The sequence below is a fragment of the Bacillus sp. FSL R5-0416 genome, assembly GCF_037975425.1.
GTDB classification, from domain to species: domain Bacteria; phylum Bacillota; class Bacilli; order Bacillales; family Bacillaceae; genus Bacillus; species Bacillus subtilis.
In genome coordinates, this window is record NZ_CP150252.1 from 1,898,356 (window position 1) to 1,921,136 (window position 22,781).

Consider the following 22,781-nt stretch of genomic DNA (forward strand, 5'->3'; position numbering starts at 1 on the left):
ATAAGAAAAACATATTAAGAAGTATGTCCTCTGCTTGCAATTTCATACGAATGACCATCAGTAAAACTAATACTGGCTGTATGTCCTCTGCGGGCTTCTTGGACATCTTTTTGAGTGTTAGTTAAATAAATGCTTACAAATCCAATTAAAACAATGGTTAAAATAAAGACAGATGCATGCTTAAGTTTCATAAAGACAATCCCCTCTCTGAATTTGTTTACGGGCATAAAGCACTTTCTCATAATAAGCAACAGCCACTTTATGGTCTTCTTTTTCATTGTAATACTTCGCTGCATCTGATGCTAAATCCTCCACGTCTGAAAGCATTGACTTTAATTCTAAATAATTTAGAATTGAATTTAATTTTTCATTGTCATTATCTACATATAAGGCATGAATGAATTCAAACATTTTTGCCATAATCTCATCGTTTAAATTTTTGGACAAAGACAGACCGTGTGCACACCAAGAAATTCCCTCGGAGTGATTTCTCATTTTAAAAGTGGTTTTTGTCAACATAAGTAAGATATCTAATATGCGATTTGAATGTTCATACCCATTATCCTGATATACTCTAATGCCCTCCTTGAAGTACTCAGATGCCTTTTCATAAGCTTCCTCAGCAAAGGAACATAAGCCGAGATTGTAAAGAGATGATCCGATTAATCGTGACATATCGATTTCTCTTGCTTTATCTAGAGCATCTTTAAAATGAGGGATCGCTTTTTCAGGGTAGTCCATATCCAAATAGTTCAGTCCGATAACAAATGAGCATTGAATAACTCTTACAGTGTAGTTTTCATGTGCTTTATAACTATCGATTGCTTGAACAATGTGGTGCATCGACATATGTGTTTGCTTCATATGATAATAAATTTCTGCAACTTTATAGTGGAATTCAGCTCTTTCAATTTCATCTGCAACAAGTGATAATTTTCTCTCGGCTTGCTTATAGAAGCTTATGGCATTAAGATATTCGTATTGTTCAAATTCATACATTCCCCGGAAAAAGTTAAAATAATATTCAAGAATCCCTTTCAAATCAGTTTGACTACTTTCGATCTTTTCTAATAAGTCTGAAATTTTAGGTCGTTCTTCGTTCAATGTTTTTGGTTCAAGGTAGTCCAGCATCAGCTGATGGCGAAAACACATGAGAGAATAGTACAGCAATAAATCTTGATCTTCTTTCATATGCCTTATTTCTTCCTCGACCTCAGCTTTCAATATTTCCGAATCTGGGACACTAAATAATCTTATGTATTTATACCACTCATTTATTTTCACTCCAACTTTAGAAGAAGAGATCATCTGCTCCAACACAAGCCCTCCTATATTAAATATCTAAATATGTAATATTTTATCATATTTAAATGAATAAGGAAGATTAATGTTATCTTAAATAACGAAAAAAATACCCTCCTCGATTAAGAGAAGGGTAGGGGTTTTATCTCGGTGAATCATAATCCATTGCTTGTTCACTATCAGAAATACCTTGAGTTGTTGGGTCAACAATGATACCCATTGCAGTTAAAAAAGTCAGTAGAGCATTAAATTTCTCTGTTAAATCGTCACCAAATACAGTCAAGTCATATCCAAAAGCAGAGGCAATTGCTTGTACGAATAACAGCGTTGCAGAGAAAATTGCGACAAGAAATGTTTTCTTTTTCAGTCTTACTTTCCAGTTGATTTTAGTCATTAAATCGTCTCCTGTTAATTTTATTTGAGGCCAAAATGTATGAGTAACCATGCACCGATAATAGTGGCAATTACACTTGGTAGCACCTTGAATACAAGGTCTTTTGTAAATTGTGAGGGATCAATTTTACGAGTAGAATCAGAGCGTTCCAATATTTCAACTCGATTATCTAGTTTTTCATATGATTTGCTTAGATTTTTTAAACTGTTGCTCATTTCGTTAAGAGTACTGAACTGTTCTCTTGATTGTGCTTGAGAGTCTTTATTAATTTCAACTTGTTGCTCAACAAGTGTAGCTATACGACCGATAACATTTGTTCTTTCCTCAAGAGAGTCAATCTTGTTATTAGTGTGCTTAGCTTTTTCTTCTAGTGCACTTAATCTTGAAATGGTGCTTTGCTCAAAGTTATCCATTTGTCACCAACCTTTAATGATAATAGAAAGGTGACATTACATCACCTCCTAAAATAAAGAGGATATTCGCTAATTCGGAGAGGTCAGCAAATATCCTCCGAGATAATTGAATATAATTAAATTTTTGAACCGAATTGTCCTGAGATGTATCCACGTTTACCGTTATAAATAACTTCCCAGTAACCTTTTGAATTGTTTTTACCTTTAACTGAACCAGAAATTGAAATAGTGCTTCCAAGCTTAACTGTGCCAATATTTTTAGAACTATTTCGATCAGGTTTGTCCATTACGATTGCAGCGCTTGATACACCAACAATTTTGATTTTTCCAACTGATTTAATAGATGAGGAGCTTGAAGAAGTTGATGTTGTTTTTGGGGCAGAGGAAGAGGTTTTAACTGATCCTGTAACATCAACATATTTGTCAGAAGCAGTGATGTAATATGTAGCGCCTTTAGAGTTATTAACTTTGTATTGATAGGCAGATCCAACTTTAACTTTCTCAACAACTGTAGGAAATCCAATGCCTTTATTTACTGTACCGACAACATCTTTATCTTCCCAAGATGGTTTTGAATAGAAGCGAAGACCGTCAACTTTTGATTTTAGTGAACCACTTGCTGCTGAGGAAGTGGAAGGGGAGGAGGTTGTTGGTTTAGTTGGAGAAGCTTTTGAAACAGATTTGCCTGACATTTTTGCCTTTACTCGATTTTTAAAGTCTACAAATTTTTGGCTGTTAGATACCCATGGTGCAGGGCAATTCTTATGGGTGATGTCATAATGACGAACAATATCATCAATAGGATCTAAACCAAACTTATTACATAATTCAACGAACACATCCTCAGTTCTTTCAACTGTATCTGAATGGAATGAACCGTCTTTTTCAAGGCACATTTCAACTCCAATAGAAAGAAAGTTAGCATTAGGTTTCAGCGCAGCAACTCCTCGATAAGGATTTCCGGCACTATCTCTTTGCTGAATATCATTAGCATGGTAAGCTACTTCATTTAACGGAATGATACAAATTGCTTCAGTTTTATCAACGAAAATGTGAGCTGACGCATAAACTTGCGCATTGCTAAAATATCTTCGGTGATTGTCTGCCCCGGCACCCGGATTGGCTGTATAGTGGAGGACGCATTTTTTCACCCCCTGTAATTTCAAACCTGGTCTAGTATACTTATTGACTGGAATGTAGCTATTAGTGAAAACTGACATAAAAACATCTCCTTAATTTCTAATTAAAAAAGAGCCTCGAATTCACCATTTTCATAGCGATTTCGAAACTCGTTGAATTGAATCTCATTATTGTTGGATGTTCCATAAATTTCATGGAAAAGATTGTGGATTTTTTTAGTTAGAGGAATTCCGAGTCCATAATTCAAATGAAGTCTTACACATTCATTTTTAATTTGCTCAAGCTCATTGACAGTAAAATCGCCAATTTTAGACTGCGGTTCAAAACTTAAATTGCTCAGTGCTTCTTTAACAATCTCGCTAAAATTCTTTTTATAGTGGTGCACATGAAGGTCTTTTGTAGAGTTTGTTATTGCACATTTAAATGAATATTTCTCTAAAGAGGGTTTAGTCCAAACTTCATAAACAGCTTCTCTTAAAGTTTTATTTAAAGGAGAAATACCGCCTTTCCATCTAGAGCTATTTTCGCCTGTGAAAAGAAGTAAATAACACTTTCTGCAGTTTGCTAAACCTCTTACCATGTTATGAAGTGGAGCATATTGAACTCCTAAGTCTATATGTTCCTTGCATAGAAAAGGGAGATTTTCTTTATTGTGATGGTATGTATCGAATAAAGGGATAAACCCACGATCAGAAAAAGCTGCTTGTGCACATTCAACAGTGTATTTTTTAGCACCTTTACATTGAAAACACTCTTCACCTTTAAAGAAGTTGCTGGGAAGGTGCTCCCATATATGTCCTTCAGGGCACTTAGCTTTTAGTTTAGAATGACAGTTTTTATAGGTGCTTAAAATCTCATAGCCTTTAAGGGCATATCTACTTTTCACAGTACTTAAGTTAAGCCTTTTTTTAAGGGAGCCTTCAATTATCCTACATTCTGGACAACGAGTACCTTTTTTAAAGTGTTCGTAATTTACTTGCCATGTGTGATTATGTGGACATCTGACTTTCACCTTTGTTTTTGAATTTACCATGTCTCCAGAAATGTGAATGTAGTTATTCTGAGCTAATAAATCAATAAATTTCTTTTGAGTTTCTTCACGTTTTTTTAAATGATAATCTGATATCTTTCTTGCCATCTATCCACCTAATAATTAAATTTGAGCACAAAAAAGAGAGAAGGTGACTAAACCCAATCTCTCTTTATCTCACGTATGCTCTTGTTATCTCTGTCTTTCAAGTATGTATTTTAAATAAAATCTATATTTTATCTAGAACATTACCATCACCTTAAAATAATAAAACACCTATTGGTTACAGGTGAATTCTTTGAAAATATCCAATTGTTTCTCATGTTATTGAGCGAGGTAATCCTTTCCTGTAATTTCTTTGTATTGATCTTCAGTTATCCATTCAATTAAAACATATTCCTTAATTTTTTCGTCTGTATAGCATTTCCACACATAAAACTGTTTGATGTCAGCTACTTCTGGATATCGTGCCATTTAATATGCTCCCTTCAATTTTTCAATTTGTTTTTGCATCTGAGCAATAACAAAAGCCTGCTCTGATTCCCTCATGCGTCTTTCCTCGTTTTCCTTTTCTGTCTTAGCAATCTGCAAAGAAAGTGCCGCGTTTTGCTGTTTCAAAAGGTCAACAACCGAGATTTCATCTCCAACTGAACTTAAAACTGCGTCAATCTCTTCTTGGGTAGCTGATTCGATCCATTTTTGCTTTTCAGCATCAAACTTTGCCTTGAACAAAGAAGGTGAGTCAGGAAGAGGGATAGTTGTACAATTTGATGGGATGACATAGTTACCTTCTTCATCCTTTTGAGATATGAGCATAGGCTCAATAAACAGAAGATTCTCATCATATCTATACACTTGTATCAAATTTTAACCTCCTTTAATTCAATGGAAAGCTTGTGTTCACATATGTATAAGTAGCATTTTCTCGACCATTAGCCATTAAACCCATTGCTTCCATTTCGCCGTTACTTCTAATTCCGATTTTCCTTGTTCCTGTAGTCCCGGCAACCTCATATGCTGCATAATGGCTACGCTTTGGGCGTGCTCCAGATGGTAAAATTGCAAAAATGACTCCGTCCGTTAAAGGAATTGTTACTTTTCCTCGAATATGAACTAGCCCGCCATTTATAGCAAATTGTAATTTATCACCTGAATCTGGGTTGGAAGCGCCATTCATTAAAGCAAGATCGTTCCAAACAAGACTTTGGCTGCTCATAATTTCTACCCAATCACCAGTTAAACCATTGTTTGTTACAACACGAGTATATATTTTAATATCCCGTCCTGTTGAGTTTCTTTTGAGAGTTTGTACAACAGTACCATGAGGATCAGCAGGTTCAATTTGTAGCCACCAACCGGCATCCCCAGGGCTTGGATGGTCTTTGTAATTAACTGTGTCTACTGTGTACATGTAATAAGAACCAACTTTTCGAAAGTCCTTTAAATTACTTAAGCCTTCTGGAAGACCATTAGCATTTCCATTATTTCTGGTAAGTGCATAACCTTGATAGCCTTGTGAAAGGTCTGCAGTAAATTTAGTAGCATTTTCTTTAGAGTGGTAGGCATACACCTTATTGATCCTTTTCCCAACTGCACCAGTTACAACTCCGGCAAATAAAGACTTCTTACTAGTTTTTGGGTCTTTGTATAAAAAGACTGCTTCTGGCTCTCTAAAACTATCTTCATATTTTCCAGTGGGGCCATAACCAAAATCACAAGAGATGCGCTTTTTTAACTTGCCATCTATGAAACTAAACAAAGTTAATTCACATGGGTAGGTCTGGTTGTTTGTATCGCCTGTATACCAATACAAGTCGAATCCATCTATCGCGAGGCCTTGGAGATAAGAGAGGTCACTTGGAATCGTGACTTTGCCCAGAACTTTATTCACTCCGTTTTTTACATCACTAAGTTTTCGGAGTTCCACTATACTATTGCCATCGGTAAGCTTAATACGAAAAGCTATTAGGCCGTTCTCTCTATCAATAACAGGAATAGTGTAGTAATTATTAAATTTGTTATATCGCTGGATGTAACTACTGTCTTGAGTTAGTGTTGCACCTGCCACATAAGGGAAGCGTACTAAGTCATTTCCAACAGTATTGCCGTTTGAGTCTACAACATCGTAGTTAGACCACACATATACTTTACCATCTTCTCTTTCTAACCCTATTGCAGTTCCGTGTCCGCCATGAACAAGTGTCATGCTGTCCAGCATAACGCCGTTCTGGTTCATACGTGTAATGGTGAAACTCTCGCTTTTATCTTGATTGACATAGGCAACTTGAGTACCATAAATGTCACCAGTCAATTCATCAATAACAAAACATTGTACGATAGAAGTGTGAGCTAAATTTAAAGTTGTGTAATAGACAGGGGATATTGTTGTAAAATCAAAAGTTGTTTCTGCTTTGTAAAACTCATCAAAATCATTTCTAACTGAACTTAAATCTGAACTAACTGAAGACAACTTATTTGAGATTTCATTGAAATTGTTTGTAACTGAGCTTAAATCAGATTTAATTGAGCTAAAATTATTTACAATTTCATCGGCTGTGACTCTATTAGTTTGGGATTTAACTGCCATAGAATCAACAGGTACCCATTGTTTAGTTTCTTCATCATAATAGCCCATTGTATTTACTGGAATTATGTTGTCACTCAATGATTTTCCTCCTTATCCTTTTCTTATCCAAATCATGCTGCTATCAGGGACATCTTTAGAGGGTTTGACTCTTTTTTTGCTAGGTGAGCTATTTGTCCTAAGCCATATTGTCCGAATATTGTAAGGTTCAACATAACTCGAAACAACGTTATAACCATCGAATTGATCTGAAATGCTAATATTAATCCAGTCAAAACCGTCCCAACGATATTCAATGCCGGTTTCTCTAACAGTAACAACCCATCCAATTTGAGGATTTGGATAAGTGTCCATTAAATCTTGATATGTATAAACCATTGGCAAATATATTTTTCTAGTGTTTTCAACTACATACTCGTAATCGGAAGTTGCTTGTCTACACCAGTTTGTTATTTCGATGCATCGTTTTGTTACTCGTTCACACTCGGCGATTCTCTCATTCATCCGTATTATTGCATCTTCAGCATCATCAATAAGTCCTTGGAGAGTCTCTACAACCATGTTACTTTGACGTTTAATCCAAATTCGAGAGGCGGGGAAGAAGGATGCACCTTCACCACTATAATTAAAGGTAAGTGATTTCCCTTCATTTGAAGCATTAAAAAAGACAACTCCCATAAGGTAATCAACCTTAAAATAATTGTCTTCAAGCTCACCATCTTCAATTTCTCGCCATTCCTTGTTACTTCCTATAACTTCGACACGAAACTCTCTGTTTGGAATCTCAGTCAGAAGTACTCTGCCGTTATAGACAGTTAATGTCTCATTATAAGTCAGATAGGGATCATCAACTGAACCTTTTCTTTTTTTACTTAAAATTGGATCGTTATATAATTCAGCAAAGTCTGTCAGATTAATCACCTCCGTTTAATTTTGCTGGTAAGCTTCCCATATATATTTGACATTTAATTTGTTTCCTCTAAAATTTTCATCTGAGCCAGTTAAAAAGATTTTATCGCCTAAAGCTCCGTAGCTTAAATCTCCGCCAATTAGAGAGAGACCAGACGCTGTACATTGATAGGCATAACCACCTGTAGGACTTTCAATAACCAGCATACTGTCTTCAGTTGAAATTGGAGTTATTTTGACTAGATCTGGAGTAAAGGAGAGGGAGATTTGTTTACTTGGAGTACCGTCTCCTATATAAACACCCTTTGCGAACTTAGGAGGTAGGGGGATATTTTCAGCTAATACATAATCTGATGCTGCTCGTCCACCTAACAACTCTGCATTACCGTCTATTGAACCACTAATAATTCCTAATTCATTGCGCACTGGTATTGAATTTGGCGAGGTGGTTATAGAAGCTGTAAAACCATTTAAGGAGTCTGCCGAACCTGCAGATGAGACAATCCATTCTTCTCCGTTAAACAGTTCTTGTTTATTGTTCTGAGGATTAATCCAGATTGTCCCTTTTTCTGGATCTTCTGGCTTAGCTTCCGTGGAGATTGTATAGAGACCATTAACTTTTCCACTAAGGCTTCCTTTTACTTCAATAGAAGGAGAAGGGAGGTAGGGGTTTTCAGAAGGATGACTTGATTTAACTATATCCGAAAGAAGAATTTGATTAATATCAATATCTGCATCTACTCTTCGATATGCTTGAACACCAATCGTATAGTACATATTTGAAGGCAAGCCGGTAAAAGTAGCTGTGCGCCTGTCATATTTAACATTTTGTAAATTTTCACTGGCTTGCACAGAGCCAAATGTGTACTCCTCATTGTCATCACTACCGTGTAAGTAAACCTCAAATCCATCAATGCTGTATTTGTCCTCATCGGAATCAACATAGTCCCACTGAATGGTAATATCAACTGAACCGTTATCATTTACCTTGTGGGTAATTGCAGTGCCATCAGAAGCAATGGCAGGAGGGGCCGGCTGTACTGAGATTCTGTCATTTCGGATATTGAAGTTTTCAGTGACTTTGTCCCATTCAATCTTTCTTTTGTTTAATTCAGTACTTATTTTGTTTGTTCTGTAAACAGTCTTAATGATTTTCTCAAAATCAGATTGAACTCTTTTTCCATTTGTAACTGTGACACTAATATTTGATTGTTCAAAATCAATTGTTATTGCTGAAAGTATGGCTTTAATATCGGTATTTAAATCATTCTGTTGAACTCGTACTATGTCTCCTAAACTGAACCTATCCCAGTTATGTTTTTCACTAATACAGTTAAAAAAGTTAACAATATCGAGTGTTACATTCACTGGTGGTGTATTACGACTTTCAAGTTCTTCGTTGGCATCATCATAAAGTTCATTCTCATCATAGATGCTGTCATTTGACCACTCAGTTGTCGAAATGAAACGTGAGAGCAGTTTTTGCTGATTTTCACTAAAATTGTTCTCAAAAGAAAGCTTTTCTTTAAGCTTAGAAATTGAAGCAGATATTTGAGAAATTGTTGATTCAATCGTAGCAATTTGGTTTTTCTTTTCTGCAACTGCTTTCTGCTTTACGGCAAGTTGAGCTTTTAGTTGACTTGTGTCATCTCCAGCTTTCTTCGCAACTTCAATTCGATCTAATAACTTTTGGACTTCTAGATCAAGTGTGTAAAGCTCATTATTCAATTCGGTTAAACCAGTTTCAGCTTCGTTCTTTTGGGTGAGAAGCTTATTAAACGCATTTCCTTCGCTATTAACAAGATCATTATAATCAAGAATTGCATGACAAAGTTCATCTGGCATATAGGCACTGTGGGAAATTACATTTCGTTGTTCGTCACGTTGAAAGGGGAAGAGGAAATAAGAGAAATCATCAATGTACGATTGGCCAGTCGGGTTCACTGAATTAATACTTATGCCATCTTTTCCAGTAGCATACAGTCTTGTTACCAATTCGTCTGCATCATCAGAATCGTCCATGCTAATCATATATTGCCGAGGGTTCAGTTTAAGGCCTTTGTATTTCGAAATGTCTGATTCTTTATAAAAGCTTACAGTTTCATTTACTGTATCAAAGACTGGGACTGCATCGAACTTCTCGCAGATTGAATATAAAAAATCAAGCTTGTTAGTTGATGATACGTCAAACTGTCTCCGTTTTATGTTAAAGAGAGTATCAATGTATCCAACCGTCCAACTGGTATTCTTTAAACAGTCTGTAACTACTTCCTGGAGATTTTTAGATGTCTCCTCATATTTAAGAACGTTTATTCTACTCAATTCATGTTGAAGAGATCTGCACTCAATTTGTACAGTATCCATTTCACTGCTGAAAGACTTGGTTCTTTTTGTGATAATAAACCAAATCGCAAGCCCATAGAACTCAGTTTTAATTAGGTACCAGGGTTTTAGTAAATCTACAACATGATTCCTTTTAATGACCCCATCATAGGTGGCCTTAAGCGGAATAGAGAAGGAGAGTTCGTGAACGCTGCTTCCATGATTTAAAGTTACAGTTGGATTCAGAACTTCATCAATGTTGGCTATTTTAGTCTTATCTGGCTTAGCAAGGGATAAGCGTATGTTTTTTATCTCTGTATCCTTGCGAATAGTTATCAATTTTTCACCTTCTTATCTATACTTAAATCTGAAAGTGAATCTCAGTTTGCATTTTCCGGTCACTTTTAATCGGTTTTTTCCGTAATCCAATCTAATATAATTGTCATTAAAATCATCATATCTTTGATTTCCATATATAGACGACTCAATAATTTCTTTGTCGCCATTCACTTTAACAATTTCTCTGTCTTTTAGATTGCTGAAAATAAAGGGATCAGTATAATCGCTCAAGTTCTCGATTTTTACATCGCCGTCGCCAATTTTAAGAATTTCAACAGTAGGGTAAATCGCAACATCACCTTTGTTATGGAGTTCAATGATTTTCATTCCTGATGATATATCAAAGGAATGAGTACTTGTGTTTCGACTATATGCATAAGGGGAGTTGCATTTCATTGTCAAACGAACATATCCATGTCTAGCCGCATTATGGACTAGATCACTGGTATCTACGGGCATTGCATAATACACAATGTCTAAATTATCACTGAAAGCTAGGGGCTTGTAATCATCGACATCTAGCCAGCGCTTAATTGCTCTTATTTTTTTCTCATCATAATTTTCACCCACATAAAAGTTTAAAGGGAATTGTTTTGATTCTCTTTTGACACCTTCAGTGTACGGCTCTGATCTTCCTTTTACATAAGTTTCATTAACTGATCGTGAGCCCAAAAAAGATTCCTCAACTAACCCTGATTCTGTATTAACGTTTTCTACACCATAGTCGATCGACTTTACGCTATCAAACATGAAATATTGGCTCTGCCTAATCAATTTTTCACCCCCAATATAAATAGAGCCGGCAATCTTAGCCGACTCATGTGATGTTGAAATTTAGTCCAGTATTTTTAAGCCCATTTGCTAATTGTTTGTACACTAAGCTCGCAGTTTCTTTAGCATTACTAGCTTCTGTTACATTAATTGTGAATGAGTTCTGATTGTTTGATGTATTCCCTTGAGGTGTAGAAGGGGATACAGTAGGTGTTGATAAGTTCTTAAGAGCTGGAATTAAGCCTTTAGTTAGATTTGTTTGGCTAGTAACTGCAGCGTTCATTGCTGGGGTGACAAGGGCGATACTCTTACTTAAAACATCAGAAATTTTACCAGGTTGACCCCATTTAGAGGCAGTCTTTACTGAGTTATCAGTGGACGTTTGACGAACTTGTTTCACAGCTTCCAGCATGTTTTCAGTATCTGTCTTGTTTAAAATAAGTTCCTTGTCATGTAAGAATGCAAGCTTTCCTGCTCCAAGTCCCGTGCCTGTATATCCACCAGAAGCAAATGATGACACCTTTTTACCGGTTGTATTTCCAGTTGTAACGGTATTTAATGCACTGGCAGCGTCCTTAAGCTTATCAATCAAGTTATTGGAAATACTTTTCCCAATCGACTTCATATTCTCGTTTATGAACTTGGTGAATTCATTAAGCTGTTTAGCGATATCAGTGATTTTACCATCCATAAGCTTATCTTCAAGCTTTTTGAATGCTCGTTCATCATTTACCAGGTCATCGTACTTGTTGTTAATTGATTCCTCATCTTTATCAAGCTGATCTTGAAGGGCTTCTTTCCGTTTTGTGTTGCTACGATCTTTTATATACTCATCCAAAGCTTCCTGTTGCTCTTGAAGTTGTTTCTCTAGGTCTTTGACTTGCGATTTAGCCTCAGAGGAGTCGTCCATGGAAAGTTTACTGATCTTATCTTTTGTTTCCTGTATTGCTTGGTTTTTCTCCTTCAATTCCTTTTGATATTTAGCTTCTTCGTCTTCTTTGTCGATCTCATCAATCTTATCTTGTGTCGCTTTCTGATGGGCTTCTAACTCAATATCCCGCATTTTTTCGTACATCTCTTTGTAGATGGATACAACTTCATCAGCCAATGATTTATAGATATCCTTGATCGACTTCTTGGTGTTATAAAGCTCAAGGTTAAAATCTTTCTGTTTATCTTTCCAGTTTTCGATTTCTTCAGTGATCTGTTCCTGGATGTCAGGGAAACCTTTCGCAGCTTTCTTTTGCTCTTCAAGCTGTTTGATATATTTTTTGGCTTCCTTTTGTTGTTGCTGAATGAGCTTTATCTGCTTGCTATAGTACTTAACCTTGTCCTCATCTTCTTCAGTCATTGAAATTTTATTATCAACATCTTTAATTTTCCCTTGGGTTTTAGAAGATGACTTTTCAATTGACTTAAGCGTCTCATCAACTTTAGATTGGACAAGTTGCTTCTGTAGCTCACGAACCTGATCTTGAACAGAAATTAAATCTAGCTTGGCTTGTTTAAGCTCTTCTTGAAGCTGGGCACGTTGAGCGGAGTTTAATGCTTTATTTGTTTTTATTTCTTTTTGAATCCAATTAACTTTTTGTTGTTGGATTTTAGCTTGTTCTGCAACAGCTTTTTTCTGATCAGAGGTGTATTTGCGGAATTCCTTGCTGTCAGAAGTGTATCGGTTAGCCATTGATTCATCTTTAGCTATCCGAACATCAAAATCCCCAATTCTTTTATCAAACTCATCGAGTTTGGATTGAACTAGTTCATACTGAAGTTCTTGAATCTGATCATTGACTGAATCTATATCTCCTTGAAGGGAGAGAAGATCAGATTTAGCCTGGGCTATCCCTTGTTGCCGTTCTGCCTCAGCTTGTGACGCATCTGAAATAGAAGTTCCAATACCTTGCATGTACTTTTCAGGATCGATTGTTTTTCCATTTTGTTCGATCTGTAAATGAAGGTGGTTTCCAGTTGAGTTCCCTGTGCTACCAACTTTACCAATAGTTTGACCGGCTTTAACTGATTGACCTGTTTTAACAGAAGGAGTGTTAAGCATGTGCATGTACTTGGCAACTGTTCCATCATCTTGTTTAATAACAACCCAGTTACCTGCAGTTTTACTGTAGCCAGCAATTTGGACTTTACCACTTTGAAGAGATTTAATTGCTGTACCTGCTTTTGCAGCAAAATCAGTTCCTTTATGTGGGGAGGAGCGGAGACCAGATTCCTGTTGTCCATATTTGGAGCTTACCCTAAAAGCACTATTATTTGTATAATAGCTGGCGATTGAAGAAGTGGCAGAGGAGAGGGATTTGCTGTAGTTGGCCATGATCTTCTTGACGTAATTCTGTGTTTCTTTAAAAGGAGGGATACCACCATATTTAATTACGTTACCAGGCCCAGCATTATATGCAGCCAATGCTTTTTCAACATTACCGCCAAACTTTTCAAGCTGTTGGGCGAGGTACTTTGTTCCACCCATAACATTTTGATAAGGATCGTAAGCGTTATTTACTCCTAAGCTTTTCGCTGTTGCTGGCATCAGTTGCATTAATCCCATGGCACCTACACCAGATCGTGCTTTAGCATTAAACCCTGATTCTTGCTGAATTACAGCTGCAATAAGGGCAGGGTCAACATTGTATTTACTAGCTGCTGAATTTATGTAGCTTGAATACTTGCCTGAATATGAGCCACCAGTTGAAGCAGAGGTTCCCCCAGATGAAGATGTAGTGGTTACAATACCGTATTGAGCGATGTTACCGGATTTAATTTGATCTTTAAGTAGCTTAGCTTGTTCCTGCATAAGCTTTTTCTTTTGCTGGAGTGCTTTAATTTCCTTCTTAATTGCATCTCGATATTTCTGAGAGTATTTCGGATAATCATTGACCCGCTTGTTGTACTTGTCAATCTCAGCATTAACTTTTTCTAATGCTTCCTTGTATTTATCAACAACATACATAGAAGTCTTGGTTTCTTCATTGGCTTTTTCTTGTTGATCTGTCCAATTCTCCAAAGATGTTCCAGCTTCAACAAGTGCCTGTTTATTCATTTCTTGTGTACTGGTGGCTTCTTCAGATGCAGAAATATAAGATTCTAAAGCTGATTTAACGCTTTGCATTGCTTCAATTTGACTATTGGAGTATCCACCAGGTTGAAGCATTTTCTCTTCAAGCTTTTTAAGTTCTTTTTTTGCATCTGCAACATTATTAATTGACTTAACTTCTAGGTCTGACAGTTCGGCCTCAGACATATCAAGCTTTCGTTCTTTTCGTAGCTTTTTCAGGCTGTCAATCCGTAAGGTATCAGCGTTTAAAGTTTTGATAGCGTTGTTAACTTCTGTTTTCATCAATTTATTGCTGTAGGTAACCATGTCGTTATAAGCATCAAGTTTAACTTTTCTTTGTTTGATAACTTCATCACGGTTAATTTTCACAACGCCATTTTCGATGCTAATAGCCTTGGCAAGTTCCTTATCTTTTTGAATAAGGGTATTAGCTTCATTTGCAGAAATACTTTTACCTTCAGCCATTTTTTCCAGAAGATCATTGAGAGGAGCTACTTGATCTTTGGTGTTATTAAAAATATCCCCATTTAAAGCATCTTGAACGGAATCGAATTGCATAGCATCTGACATTTCTTTAATAGCTGCCTTAATATCATCAACACTATTTGCATCCAGAGCTTCTTTTAGCTTCTTACCAAAATCTTCTGCCTCGTTACCTGCTTCTGCCAGCGTCTCACCTAAATCACCAACTTCAGATTTGACGGAAGATAAGCTCTTATCTCCATCTTTTATGTTCTTCTGTGCTTTGTCGAAGCTCATTTTAAAAACATCAATAGAAGAATCGGATTTGGAGTATGTTTCTAAGAGACTTTGAAGATCTTTTTTTGCGTTATCGAAAGCTTTTTCATCGCCTGAATCTAAAGCTTTTTGCATTTTTTCTTGAAGCTTTCCTAAAGAAGAGGAGAATTTTTCTAATTCTTCAGGATCTAAATCATCTTTTAAGTTAAGTTTGTTGACAACATCACTAATACTCGTCTTTAAAGTATTACTGATATCAATTGAACTATAAGCATTTGCAATTGAAAGGACGCTATCTTTAACTTTAGCATTTCCACTCTCAATATCAGATTGAGCTTTGAGCATGCTTTGTTTAGCTTTATCAGCTGCAACCTTATAGTCATCGTCATCTGCAATGAGATCCCATTTAGGTCTACCTTTCTCATTGTAGTCAGCTATTTGCTTGTACTGCTTTAATTCATCCTTAGACTTTTTAATTTCCTTAGAAGCGTCTTCGAATGTTTTCTTTGCGCTGTCTCTTGTTTCTTGTTTCTTTAAAGCCAAATACTCTTTAGTATTCTCAATCGCTTTTTCAAGCTCTTTATTTGTCTTAAGAATTGCATTTCCTTGAGAATCATAGCCTTTAACTAATGCAGGGAAAGTTTGTGCTAATTGCTGAGTGACTTGAAGGTATTCTTGCTCTTCATCTGAAGTTAGAGATCTGGACTCTTTAACCTTTTGAAGCTCTTTATATTGTTGTATTAGTTTATCAGTGGAATCCTTATTAGTTGTAATTGCTTCGACATTGGTTTGCTGGCTCTGCTCAAAATCATCTTTAGCTTTTTTAGCCTCTGCAAAAGATGAAATTAATGATTCAAGTGCCCATCCTAAAACAGCGAATGCACCGCCAACTAATGTTGACACAAACAACCCTCGAAGAGCAGTTTTTAGAACTCTTGAGGCGACAGCTGCACGAGTCATACCAGCTTCTAAACCAGCAGTCGCTAAAGTTTCTTGCCCCATTGCACGTGTACCCCAAATTAAGGCGGTGGCTAATGTCCGGGTATTCTTACTAAGCAAAAGGGTTGCAGTGCTTACCGCAGCTAAAAGGGGAGGTAGGAACCCAACCGATTTGATTACTCCTGTTGAAGCATTAAGCAAAGAACCAGCAGCCTGAGTAAATTCAATTAATCCATCGCTAATAAAAGCATCTGAAGCTGCAATCGCTAATTCAGTAAAGTTATTTTGAAGTTTATTTAATCTTGCTTGGAGACTGTCAGCATATTTTTGTTGCTCGCTCCATGCGCTTCCCGTAGAGTTAGCTGCAGTTTTTGCCGCATTCTGAGCAATAGAGAAGTTGTTCATCATTGCATTAAAACGGGATAACTGATAAATACCTGCTACTCCAATTGAAGTATTTTGCTTTTGAGCATCAGTAAGCGTATCCCACTTACCAGCAACTTCACTAATTAAATCACTTGCTGATTTAGCTTCTCCACTAGCTGTTTTGACAGAAATACCGATTTCATCTAACGCTTTAATTGAGCTTTGATTATTCCCAATTCGTGCGAAAATTGTCTTTAGAGAGTTACCAACGATATTCCCTGATTCACGTGTTGTACTAGCAATTGCGGTTGTGTAACCAATAAGATCATTTAACTCGACCCCGAATGTAGAAGCAGTTGAACCTGCTTTCCGGATAGAATTCGCTAGATCGAGTGTTGTAACAGCATAGTTATTATCAACCTCATTTAATTTATCTGCAATTGATATTGAATCATTGGCTGCAATATTAAAGTTGAGCATTGCTGCCGTAAGAGTATTAACTGTATCATCGGGAGTTAAATCGGAGACATTTTGAAGAACTTGAGCAGTTTTCGTTAACGTGGAGAGTTCACTTTCATCGAAGCCCATTCTCCCAAAATCGCCTGTCATTTGGAGAATATCTGTGATCTTATTTGAGAGTGTATCACCTAAGTCAATAGATTCTTGGAGAAGTTCATTATATTTATAGTCCGGCTCATTCATAACACGGCGGATATTTGTCATGAGCGTATCAATTTCAACTGCCTGGGATACCATTTCTTTAAGTCCAGAGATAGCCCCATAGAATAAAGAACCGGAGATTAAATAGGTGGACATGCTTTTGAAGGTTTGGGTTAGTTCTGCTCCAAAAGAAGAGGCTTGATTAGCAGCCGCTTGAGCGCTGGAGGCTAATTCTCTAAATTGCATATTCAAGCTTTGAATTTGTGATCTGATATTATTGCTTCCAGTGCTTACATTAAGACTATTTACTGCATTCAAATAATCTTGAACAGCTTGTCTATTACTAGAGCCCATAGAACTGCCGTACCGTGTATTTAGGTTTTGAACATTTACTTGTGCCTGTCGCTGATATAATTCAATGGTTTTCTTTAATTCGTTGTTCTTCGCAACTGCCGCAGATTTATCATCTAACATCCTTATCCTATTTTGCAGTGCTTCAATTTGTTGAGCGGATTGAGCTGTGTTTATTTTTCGGCCAAGAGATGAGATGGTCGTATCAGTAACAATACCTTGCTGTCTAAGCTTCTCTAGATCTTGCTTAAGCTGCTCAATTGCTCTCCTTTGTTGGTCATAATTAGTTGTAGTTTTTGAAGAAGTCGAATTAGTTTTAGGATCAGTTGTATAAACAATATCATCGAACCCGTGACGATTTTTCTGCACAACCTTTGTTGGCTGTCCTTGCAGATTTCTCTGCTCGGTCTTTTTTTGAACCTGTCCTAGTTTCTCAGTGGCCTGAGTAAGCTTGTTAACTTCTTGAGTTTCTTGCTTTAATGCTGTATTACGATTGTTGATTATTTTTGTTTCACGTTGTAGTATCTCACCATTCTTCTTATATTGCTGGGTGAGTTTTTCAACCGATCCGTCAGCATTCTTAATTACTGTTGAGGTTTCTCTAACTGTTTGATTATAGGATTTTAGGTTTTTCTGATATGCATCGACAGCAGAGGAGAATTCTTGCAGAGCTTTTAAGGTTGTAGAATCAATATTAGTATTGAGCTTGAGGGAATTGAGTTTCTTTTCCAGAGATTTAATTTGCTGATTTAACTGTTCGACAGTTTTGGATGAGGTATCAGCTTGTGGGGTTAGTATAATTTTGAGGTTTTGACTCAAGTAAGAATCACTTCCTTTCAGTAGGGGAGAGGACAAAGAAAAAAAGTCACTCAATTATTGAGCGACTTTGTTTGCTTTCTTAATAATTACATCCATAACACCATGCCAATATTCTGCATTCTTAAGTGCTTGTTGAATGATATTGCTATCTTTCTTATACCCCTGAGTATTATACCCTTCAACTTCTTGTGTGGGGAGAAAATCGATGTAATGGATAGGTTTACTTAGGTCTTCAACAGTAATCTTTAGCGTGACGGATTTGACCATTTCATTTTGTATTGAAGAGGCAGACAACCCTCCAAGTGCAGCTCCAATGCCTCCAGCTAACAGGCCACCAGCTACGATTCCCGATTTTGATACTTATAAATTATTTGATTGTCCAAAGCAATTTCGGATTCGATAATATTGGAAAAAGGGATTGTGTATTCTTCAATATGTTCATCTCTATTAAGATGATATATTTTCACAAAGGAATCAGATTCCTTAAATGCAATTTTAGTTTTGTAATTATTAAAGAAATTGTCTGGATTAAAACCACCGTCGAAGTGCTTGAGTGTTTCCGCATTTTCTTTTAGTTTATCTATATTTTTTTGGGCTTTAATTTTATAGGGCTCAAGTGCTAATAGGGCTAATCCTACAATTATTAAGCAAATTCCCATGCCTCTCCAGCCATCCATTAGCAAAAAGAAAAGACAGAATAAAAAATAGCCACCATAAGTCATAAACTTATATCCCATTCAACCACCGCCGGTATCATTTTCCTACATTATACCATGATTCCAAATGGTTATAACATAATAGTAGGGAGGGGTCATTTCTCTTTTTCTGATTTTACTTGTTCAAGTAAGCTCCTATATCGGGAAGCATTAGATCGATGCTTTTTTCCTTTATTTACTCCAAAAGTTACGAGTAGAAAGAAGACAGCAGCCATAACAACTGCGTAGAAGAGTGAAAGTAAGTAATTAAAAGACTTTTCGTCAATATTATATTTCAAGAAATCAACAACAGCTTTAATAAAAAAAGTGCCTACTACAATTCCCGAAGCAATTTTTGAGTTGTCATACGCTTCTTCAATCTGAATCATCCTTGCTATTGCAAGGGTAATAGTGTCTTTATCTAATCCACGCAAACGATTCAATTCTATTCTTGGATTATTGTTATGAAAATATGAAAAGCTATCAGTTATATATTCAATTAATTCTTCATCATTCCAATTCTCTAATACTTCTTTTAATTTATTTGGTTCTTTTTTAATTTTTTTCTTTATAAACCACATACAATAATCACCTCTCCATATTATCGACCAGTATGGAAAGAAATTTAGGTAGTGGATATAAAACAACCCCCACAAAAAGTGGGGGTTAACAAGTGGGCTCTAATTCTTTATTTACTTCATCTATATTCCTAAGCTTGGCTTGTCTGTATAGGGCGTCATAGTGCATTTTCGCAACTCTTCTCTTGACTATAGGCAATTGTGGGTTTTTCATCATTTCAAAATAACGATCAAGCAGCATAGCCTCTTCTTTGGTAACAATCACTTTCATCATTATCACCCCATTTTTGATGCTTAAATTAATTATACAACCTGTTGGGTATTATTGCTACTGTTTAAATTGTTGTGTAGCAGCTGTTTCCTGATGAACATCTAAATGTGAAATTTTACTTGGATCCATCGAGGTAGCTTGATAATCATAACTTTGTTGCTTGTTCATATTTTCTATTTGCAAATTCTGAATATAAGAAAAGCCACCAAAACCAGCCAATATTGATGTTGTAATGAGAGTAAAGGTATTATTTGCACCTGAAAGACCAAGTGCTGCAAATGATAAAGACCCAGTAGCAATACCTACAATTAAATCACCAAAAACACCTAATTCCAACGACAGAGAATCTGAGTTCTTATTCCTGCCATGTCTTATTCCAATTAGAAACAAAAGAAAGTCAATGGCAATCCTTGAAAATTTTAAAGGGTTCTTATAGATTTTAACATTCCGTTGATCTTTTTTTCTTTTGTAATCGATTAAAAGTAAGGGCATCTGAATACTTCCATTGCTTTTTAGGTGACCGACAAGGGCACCTATCATGCTCATAATAATAGCGAAAATTAAATGTTGTAAATCTGGCGTATATTTTGTAGAGAAGTCAATAGTAAACAGCATATTAGCACTATCCTACCTTCTTGATTAGATGAGTAAATAATATCATTATTTGTCCGATTTTGTAAATTTCTTTTCGGCATAAGCAAAATCCCTCGATTGAAGGATATTGATTCTGCATAAAAGAGGGATTTTATTTGGATGGAGAGGGGAGTGTTAGGAGAATATTTTGTTCTTTTCTTCTTCAAATTCCCTTAGATCATAGTGTGCAATAGTGGTTGATACATCTTCGTGGTGAGCAACATACTTTGAAACGAGTTTTAAATCCACTCCACTTTCAAGCAGATAAGTTACACAGGAGGCTTTAAATATATGAGGATTGACTCTTCGTTGGAGAATATCGCTTAAAACATTTGAGCAAAAATAATCTGCCCATGACTTTGAAGCTTGTTTAACTTCGCCGCCGTATTTAGTTGAAAATATGTACTCCGATTCATAGCCTCTTTTCTCAACCCATAATCGCATGTATTTTAATGCCTCAAGGTTAATCATAAAAGGCTCTACTTTGCCATCATCACCTTGCCCTTTTAGTCGCACATTATGACTGTATACAAATGTCTTTCCATCAGGTATTGGATAATCCAGTATTTCTGTTTTGAATTGTATAATTTCACTCCTTCTGGCCCCGACGTTAAAGGCTGTCGCAAGCCAGGCCATACCTAAATAATTCTCGTCCTTTTCAAGGACATCCATCATATCTTTGTACTCATCAAAAGTAATTTTCACTTTATCATATACTTTGTTCTTGGGGATAGGGGGGAGCCCACGAGTTAAATTCCTAAAACTACGGTACTCTTTGAAATCCTCGTCATCAGCAATAACATTCTCAATGTAGTTAAACATGGATGAAACACAAGCTTTTTTAAAGCTTTGTGCAGATGAGGAGAGTTTGCGGTTATCACGAAGATAGCTTAAATAACGAAGGATATCTCTTTTTGTAAGCTTATATAAAGGTTTGTTATTCATTGATTGATATACGTAATACCCAAACTGTCTTAGTCCAGATTGATATTGTTTTTTTGTTGCTGGACTAAAGTTTTGAACAGCAATGAACTCATCAACGATTGTTCTTAATTCATCGTTTACACGCAGCCACATTTCGTCTGTGATTTCCGGGAGTTTTTTAGCTCTATCCCGTAACATGTTTTTCTTAATTTTAGCCATTAATTCACCACCATTAGTCTGTTTTAATTCCGTCTGCTTTTAAATCTTTTTTTAGCGCTGCAGTTAATCGTCCGTCTTTTAGTGTATCAGAAGTATTCTTCATAAAAGGACGAGGTTTTCCATAGCCATATTCATATGAATCAGGGTATGTATACCCTTGTCCTGTTTCAATTACAGTTGCAACGTCTTTCCCATCATCTTGTCTAATGTTGTCTAAAGACACCCCATTGATTTCATTGGCGGTGATAAAAGCATCTTTAATTTGTCCTGTGCGTTCATAAAGAAGGGGATTGTATGCACCGTAAACATCTTCATCTACATGTTCTTGTCCTGTTTTCACCATAATATGTTTCACATTAGAGGAAGACTTATGAATTGATTGAATTGCAGCTAGTTCAACCATAGCTTTGATATCTTTAATTGTTTTCGCCACTAACTTCACCAGAACTGATCTCTATTTCTTCTACCTTTTCTAGAATAAGTTTGTTGATTTCCTCTTGGTTCATAGTTAACAAGTCTTCAGTGATTTTTTCTAAAGCTTCTGTTGCATCTTTAAGCTTCTTCATACTTTCTTTTGGAAAACTGTTAATAATCATAGGGAAAAATTCGGAATCCACAAGCTTAAGGTACCATTTAACTTTATTTTTGATGTCATTCGGTATCCCCAATTCTGAAAATTCTTTGACAATTGAAAAGAATACCCATTGAACAGTGTTTATTTTACTAAAATCAATACCTTTATCTTCAGCTTTTTGTTGATCAGAGATCATTTCAGTTAGCATTTTTGTTAACCGAGAAGGAGAAAAGTATGGGTAGATGAATACATGTACATCATCGGTTAATTGGACTTTTTCTTTCTTGTCATATTTACTGATGCTCTCCTCGATTAATCCTAAATTTAATTTCTTTGATGCCATTTGAATTCCTCCTTTTTATTGTAAAAAAGTTCTGCATTAAATAAAGAAATGATTTAATTGCAGTTAGTAATTAATAACCTGACTTTTTCAAAAAGACATGTTATAGTTATAAATAATTATGGAAATGCAACATAAACATGGGAGGCTTGTATTTAATTTGCTGGCGAATAATTTAGAAAATGGTTCTTTTCCAAAAAATAATGAACTAAAATCAATTGCATGGAAAATTGCAGATTTAATTTATGAAGAAAGAGCAATAGAATCGAGTGGTTTTAAAATAAAACAGATAAATAATTTTCTTCATAGAGCTGAAATCTTAGATATGGATGAAAGTCCAATTTACATTTATGAAATTTATGAAAATAGTAATAGTTGGAGTTACTCTGTCGTTAAGTAGGTGCAG

General features: G+C 36.0%; 20 protein-coding genes and 2 pseudogenes. 1 reads left to right on the forward strand and 21 read right to left on the reverse strand.

The features are described 5' to 3' along the window. Positions 1–14: 14 nt before the first annotated feature. The 21 genes and pseudogenes from NYE20_RS09750 to NYE20_RS09850 all read right to left on the reverse strand — a co-directional run bounded on the left by NYE20_RS09750 (position 15) and on the right by NYE20_RS09850 (position 22,378). The gene (locus tag NYE20_RS09750) at positions 15–191 is read right to left on the reverse strand and encodes an aspartate phosphatase (protein WP_163136453.1); all 177 of its coding nucleotides are present in this window, start codon (positions 189–191) and stop codon (positions 15–17) included. Then, positions 181–1,317: a Rap family tetratricopeptide repeat protein gene (locus NYE20_RS09755; protein ID WP_068947494.1), complete on the reverse strand. Its 1,137-nt coding sequence runs from the start codon at positions 1,315–1,317 to the stop codon at positions 181–183. The genes NYE20_RS09750 and NYE20_RS09755 overlap by 11 nt, the downstream gene beginning before the upstream one ends. A gap of 127 nt (positions 1,318–1,444) precedes the next feature. Next, positions 1,445–1,696 (reverse strand): phage holin, encoded by a 252-nt coding sequence (locus NYE20_RS09760; protein ID WP_017696899.1) that lies wholly within the window; start codon positions 1,694–1,696, stop codon positions 1,445–1,447. 20 nt (positions 1,697–1,716) lie between these two features. Further along, positions 1,717–2,109: a hypothetical protein gene (locus NYE20_RS09765; protein WP_017696898.1), complete on the reverse strand. Its 393-nt coding sequence runs from the start codon at positions 2,107–2,109 to the stop codon at positions 1,717–1,719. Between the two features lie 116 nt (positions 2,110–2,225). Next, positions 2,226–3,329 carry an N-acetylmuramoyl-L-alanine amidase BlyA gene (blyA, locus tag NYE20_RS09770; RefSeq protein ID WP_129137743.1) on the reverse strand — a complete coding sequence of 368 codons (1,104 nt, stop codon included), beginning with the start codon at positions 3,327–3,329 and terminating at the stop codon, positions 2,226–2,228. A 23-nt stretch (positions 3,330–3,352) separates the two neighbouring features. Further along, entirely contained in the window at positions 3,353–3,589 is a 237-nt protein-coding gene (locus NYE20_RS09775; RefSeq protein WP_174616783.1) for a hypothetical protein, read from the reverse strand. Continuing rightward, positions 3,569–4,387: pseudogene (locus tag NYE20_RS09780) on the reverse strand (hypothetical protein); the annotation flags it as partial. The gene NYE20_RS09775 and the pseudogene NYE20_RS09780, both read right to left, overlap by 21 nt. Positions 4,388–4,603: 216 nt before the next feature. Continuing rightward, positions 4,604–4,753 (reverse strand): XkdX family protein, encoded by a 150-nt coding sequence (locus NYE20_RS09785; RefSeq protein WP_159376901.1) that lies wholly within the window; start codon positions 4,751–4,753, stop codon positions 4,604–4,606. Next, positions 4,754–5,134, reverse strand: coding sequence for a hypothetical protein (locus tag NYE20_RS09790; protein WP_250621130.1), 381 nt, complete (start codon positions 5,132–5,134; stop codon positions 4,754–4,756). Positions 5,135–5,156: 22 nt separating this feature from the next. Further along, entirely contained in the window at positions 5,157–6,944 is a 1,788-nt protein-coding gene (locus tag NYE20_RS09795) for a teichoic acid biosynthesis protein (protein ID WP_250621128.1), read from the reverse strand. A gap of 12 nt (positions 6,945–6,956) precedes the next feature. Then, positions 6,957–7,775 carry a hypothetical protein gene (locus NYE20_RS09800; protein WP_159377208.1) on the reverse strand — a complete coding sequence of 273 codons (819 nt, stop codon included), beginning with the start codon at positions 7,773–7,775 and terminating at the stop codon, positions 6,957–6,959. A 15-nt stretch (positions 7,776–7,790) separates the two neighbouring features. Next, a complete protein-coding gene (locus NYE20_RS09805) occupies positions 7,791–10,433 on the reverse strand; it encodes a phage tail protein (RefSeq protein WP_163136451.1) in 2,643 nt (880 codons plus the stop codon). A gap of 12 nt (positions 10,434–10,445) precedes the next feature. Further along, complete coding sequence (locus NYE20_RS09810; RefSeq protein WP_163136449.1) at positions 10,446–11,207, reverse strand: distal tail protein Dit; 762 nt, start codon at positions 11,205–11,207, stop codon at positions 10,446–10,448. 43 nt (positions 11,208–11,250) lie between these two features. Further along, on the reverse strand, positions 11,251–18,141 hold the full coding sequence (gene cwlP / locus NYE20_RS09815) for a transglycosylase CwlP (RefSeq protein WP_339185068.1): 6,891 nt from the start codon (positions 18,139–18,141) through the stop codon (positions 11,251–11,253). Between the two features lie 54 nt (positions 18,142–18,195). Further along, positions 18,196–18,878 (reverse strand): annotated as a pseudogene (locus tag NYE20_RS09820) (immunity protein). A gap of 74 nt (positions 18,879–18,952) precedes the next feature. After that, positions 18,953–19,417 carry a hypothetical protein gene (locus NYE20_RS09825; protein ID WP_144452864.1) on the reverse strand — a complete coding sequence of 155 codons (465 nt, stop codon included), beginning with the start codon at positions 19,415–19,417 and terminating at the stop codon, positions 18,953–18,955. 85 nt (positions 19,418–19,502) lie between these two features. Beyond that, positions 19,503–19,688, reverse strand: a complete 186-nt coding sequence (locus NYE20_RS09830; RefSeq protein ID WP_144452866.1) for a hypothetical protein — start codon at positions 19,686–19,688, stop codon at positions 19,503–19,505. A gap of 54 nt (positions 19,689–19,742) precedes the next feature. After that, on the reverse strand, positions 19,743–20,300 hold the full coding sequence (locus NYE20_RS09835) for a hypothetical protein (protein ID WP_144452868.1): 558 nt from the start codon (positions 20,298–20,300) through the stop codon (positions 19,743–19,745). 153 nt (positions 20,301–20,453) lie between these two features. After that, entirely contained in the window at positions 20,454–21,461 is a 1,008-nt protein-coding gene (locus NYE20_RS09840) for a site-specific integrase (RefSeq protein ID WP_163136445.1), read from the reverse strand. 13 nt (positions 21,462–21,474) lie between these two features. After that, entirely contained in the window at positions 21,475–21,894 is a 420-nt protein-coding gene (locus tag NYE20_RS09845) for a hypothetical protein (protein WP_128740490.1), read from the reverse strand. After that, the gene (locus NYE20_RS09850; protein WP_163136444.1) at positions 21,878–22,378 is read right to left on the reverse strand and encodes a hypothetical protein; all 501 of its coding nucleotides are present in this window, start codon (positions 22,376–22,378) and stop codon (positions 21,878–21,880) included. Before NYE20_RS09850 ends, NYE20_RS09845 begins: the two co-directional genes overlap by 17 nt. A gap of 157 nt (positions 22,379–22,535) precedes the next feature. On the opposite strand from NYE20_RS09850, the gene NYE20_RS09855 reads away from it, so the two are divergent. Further along, a complete protein-coding gene (locus NYE20_RS09855) occupies positions 22,536–22,775 on the forward strand; it encodes a hypothetical protein (RefSeq protein ID WP_159376895.1) in 240 nt (79 codons plus the stop codon). The last annotated feature ends 6 nt before the right edge of the window (positions 22,776–22,781 follow it).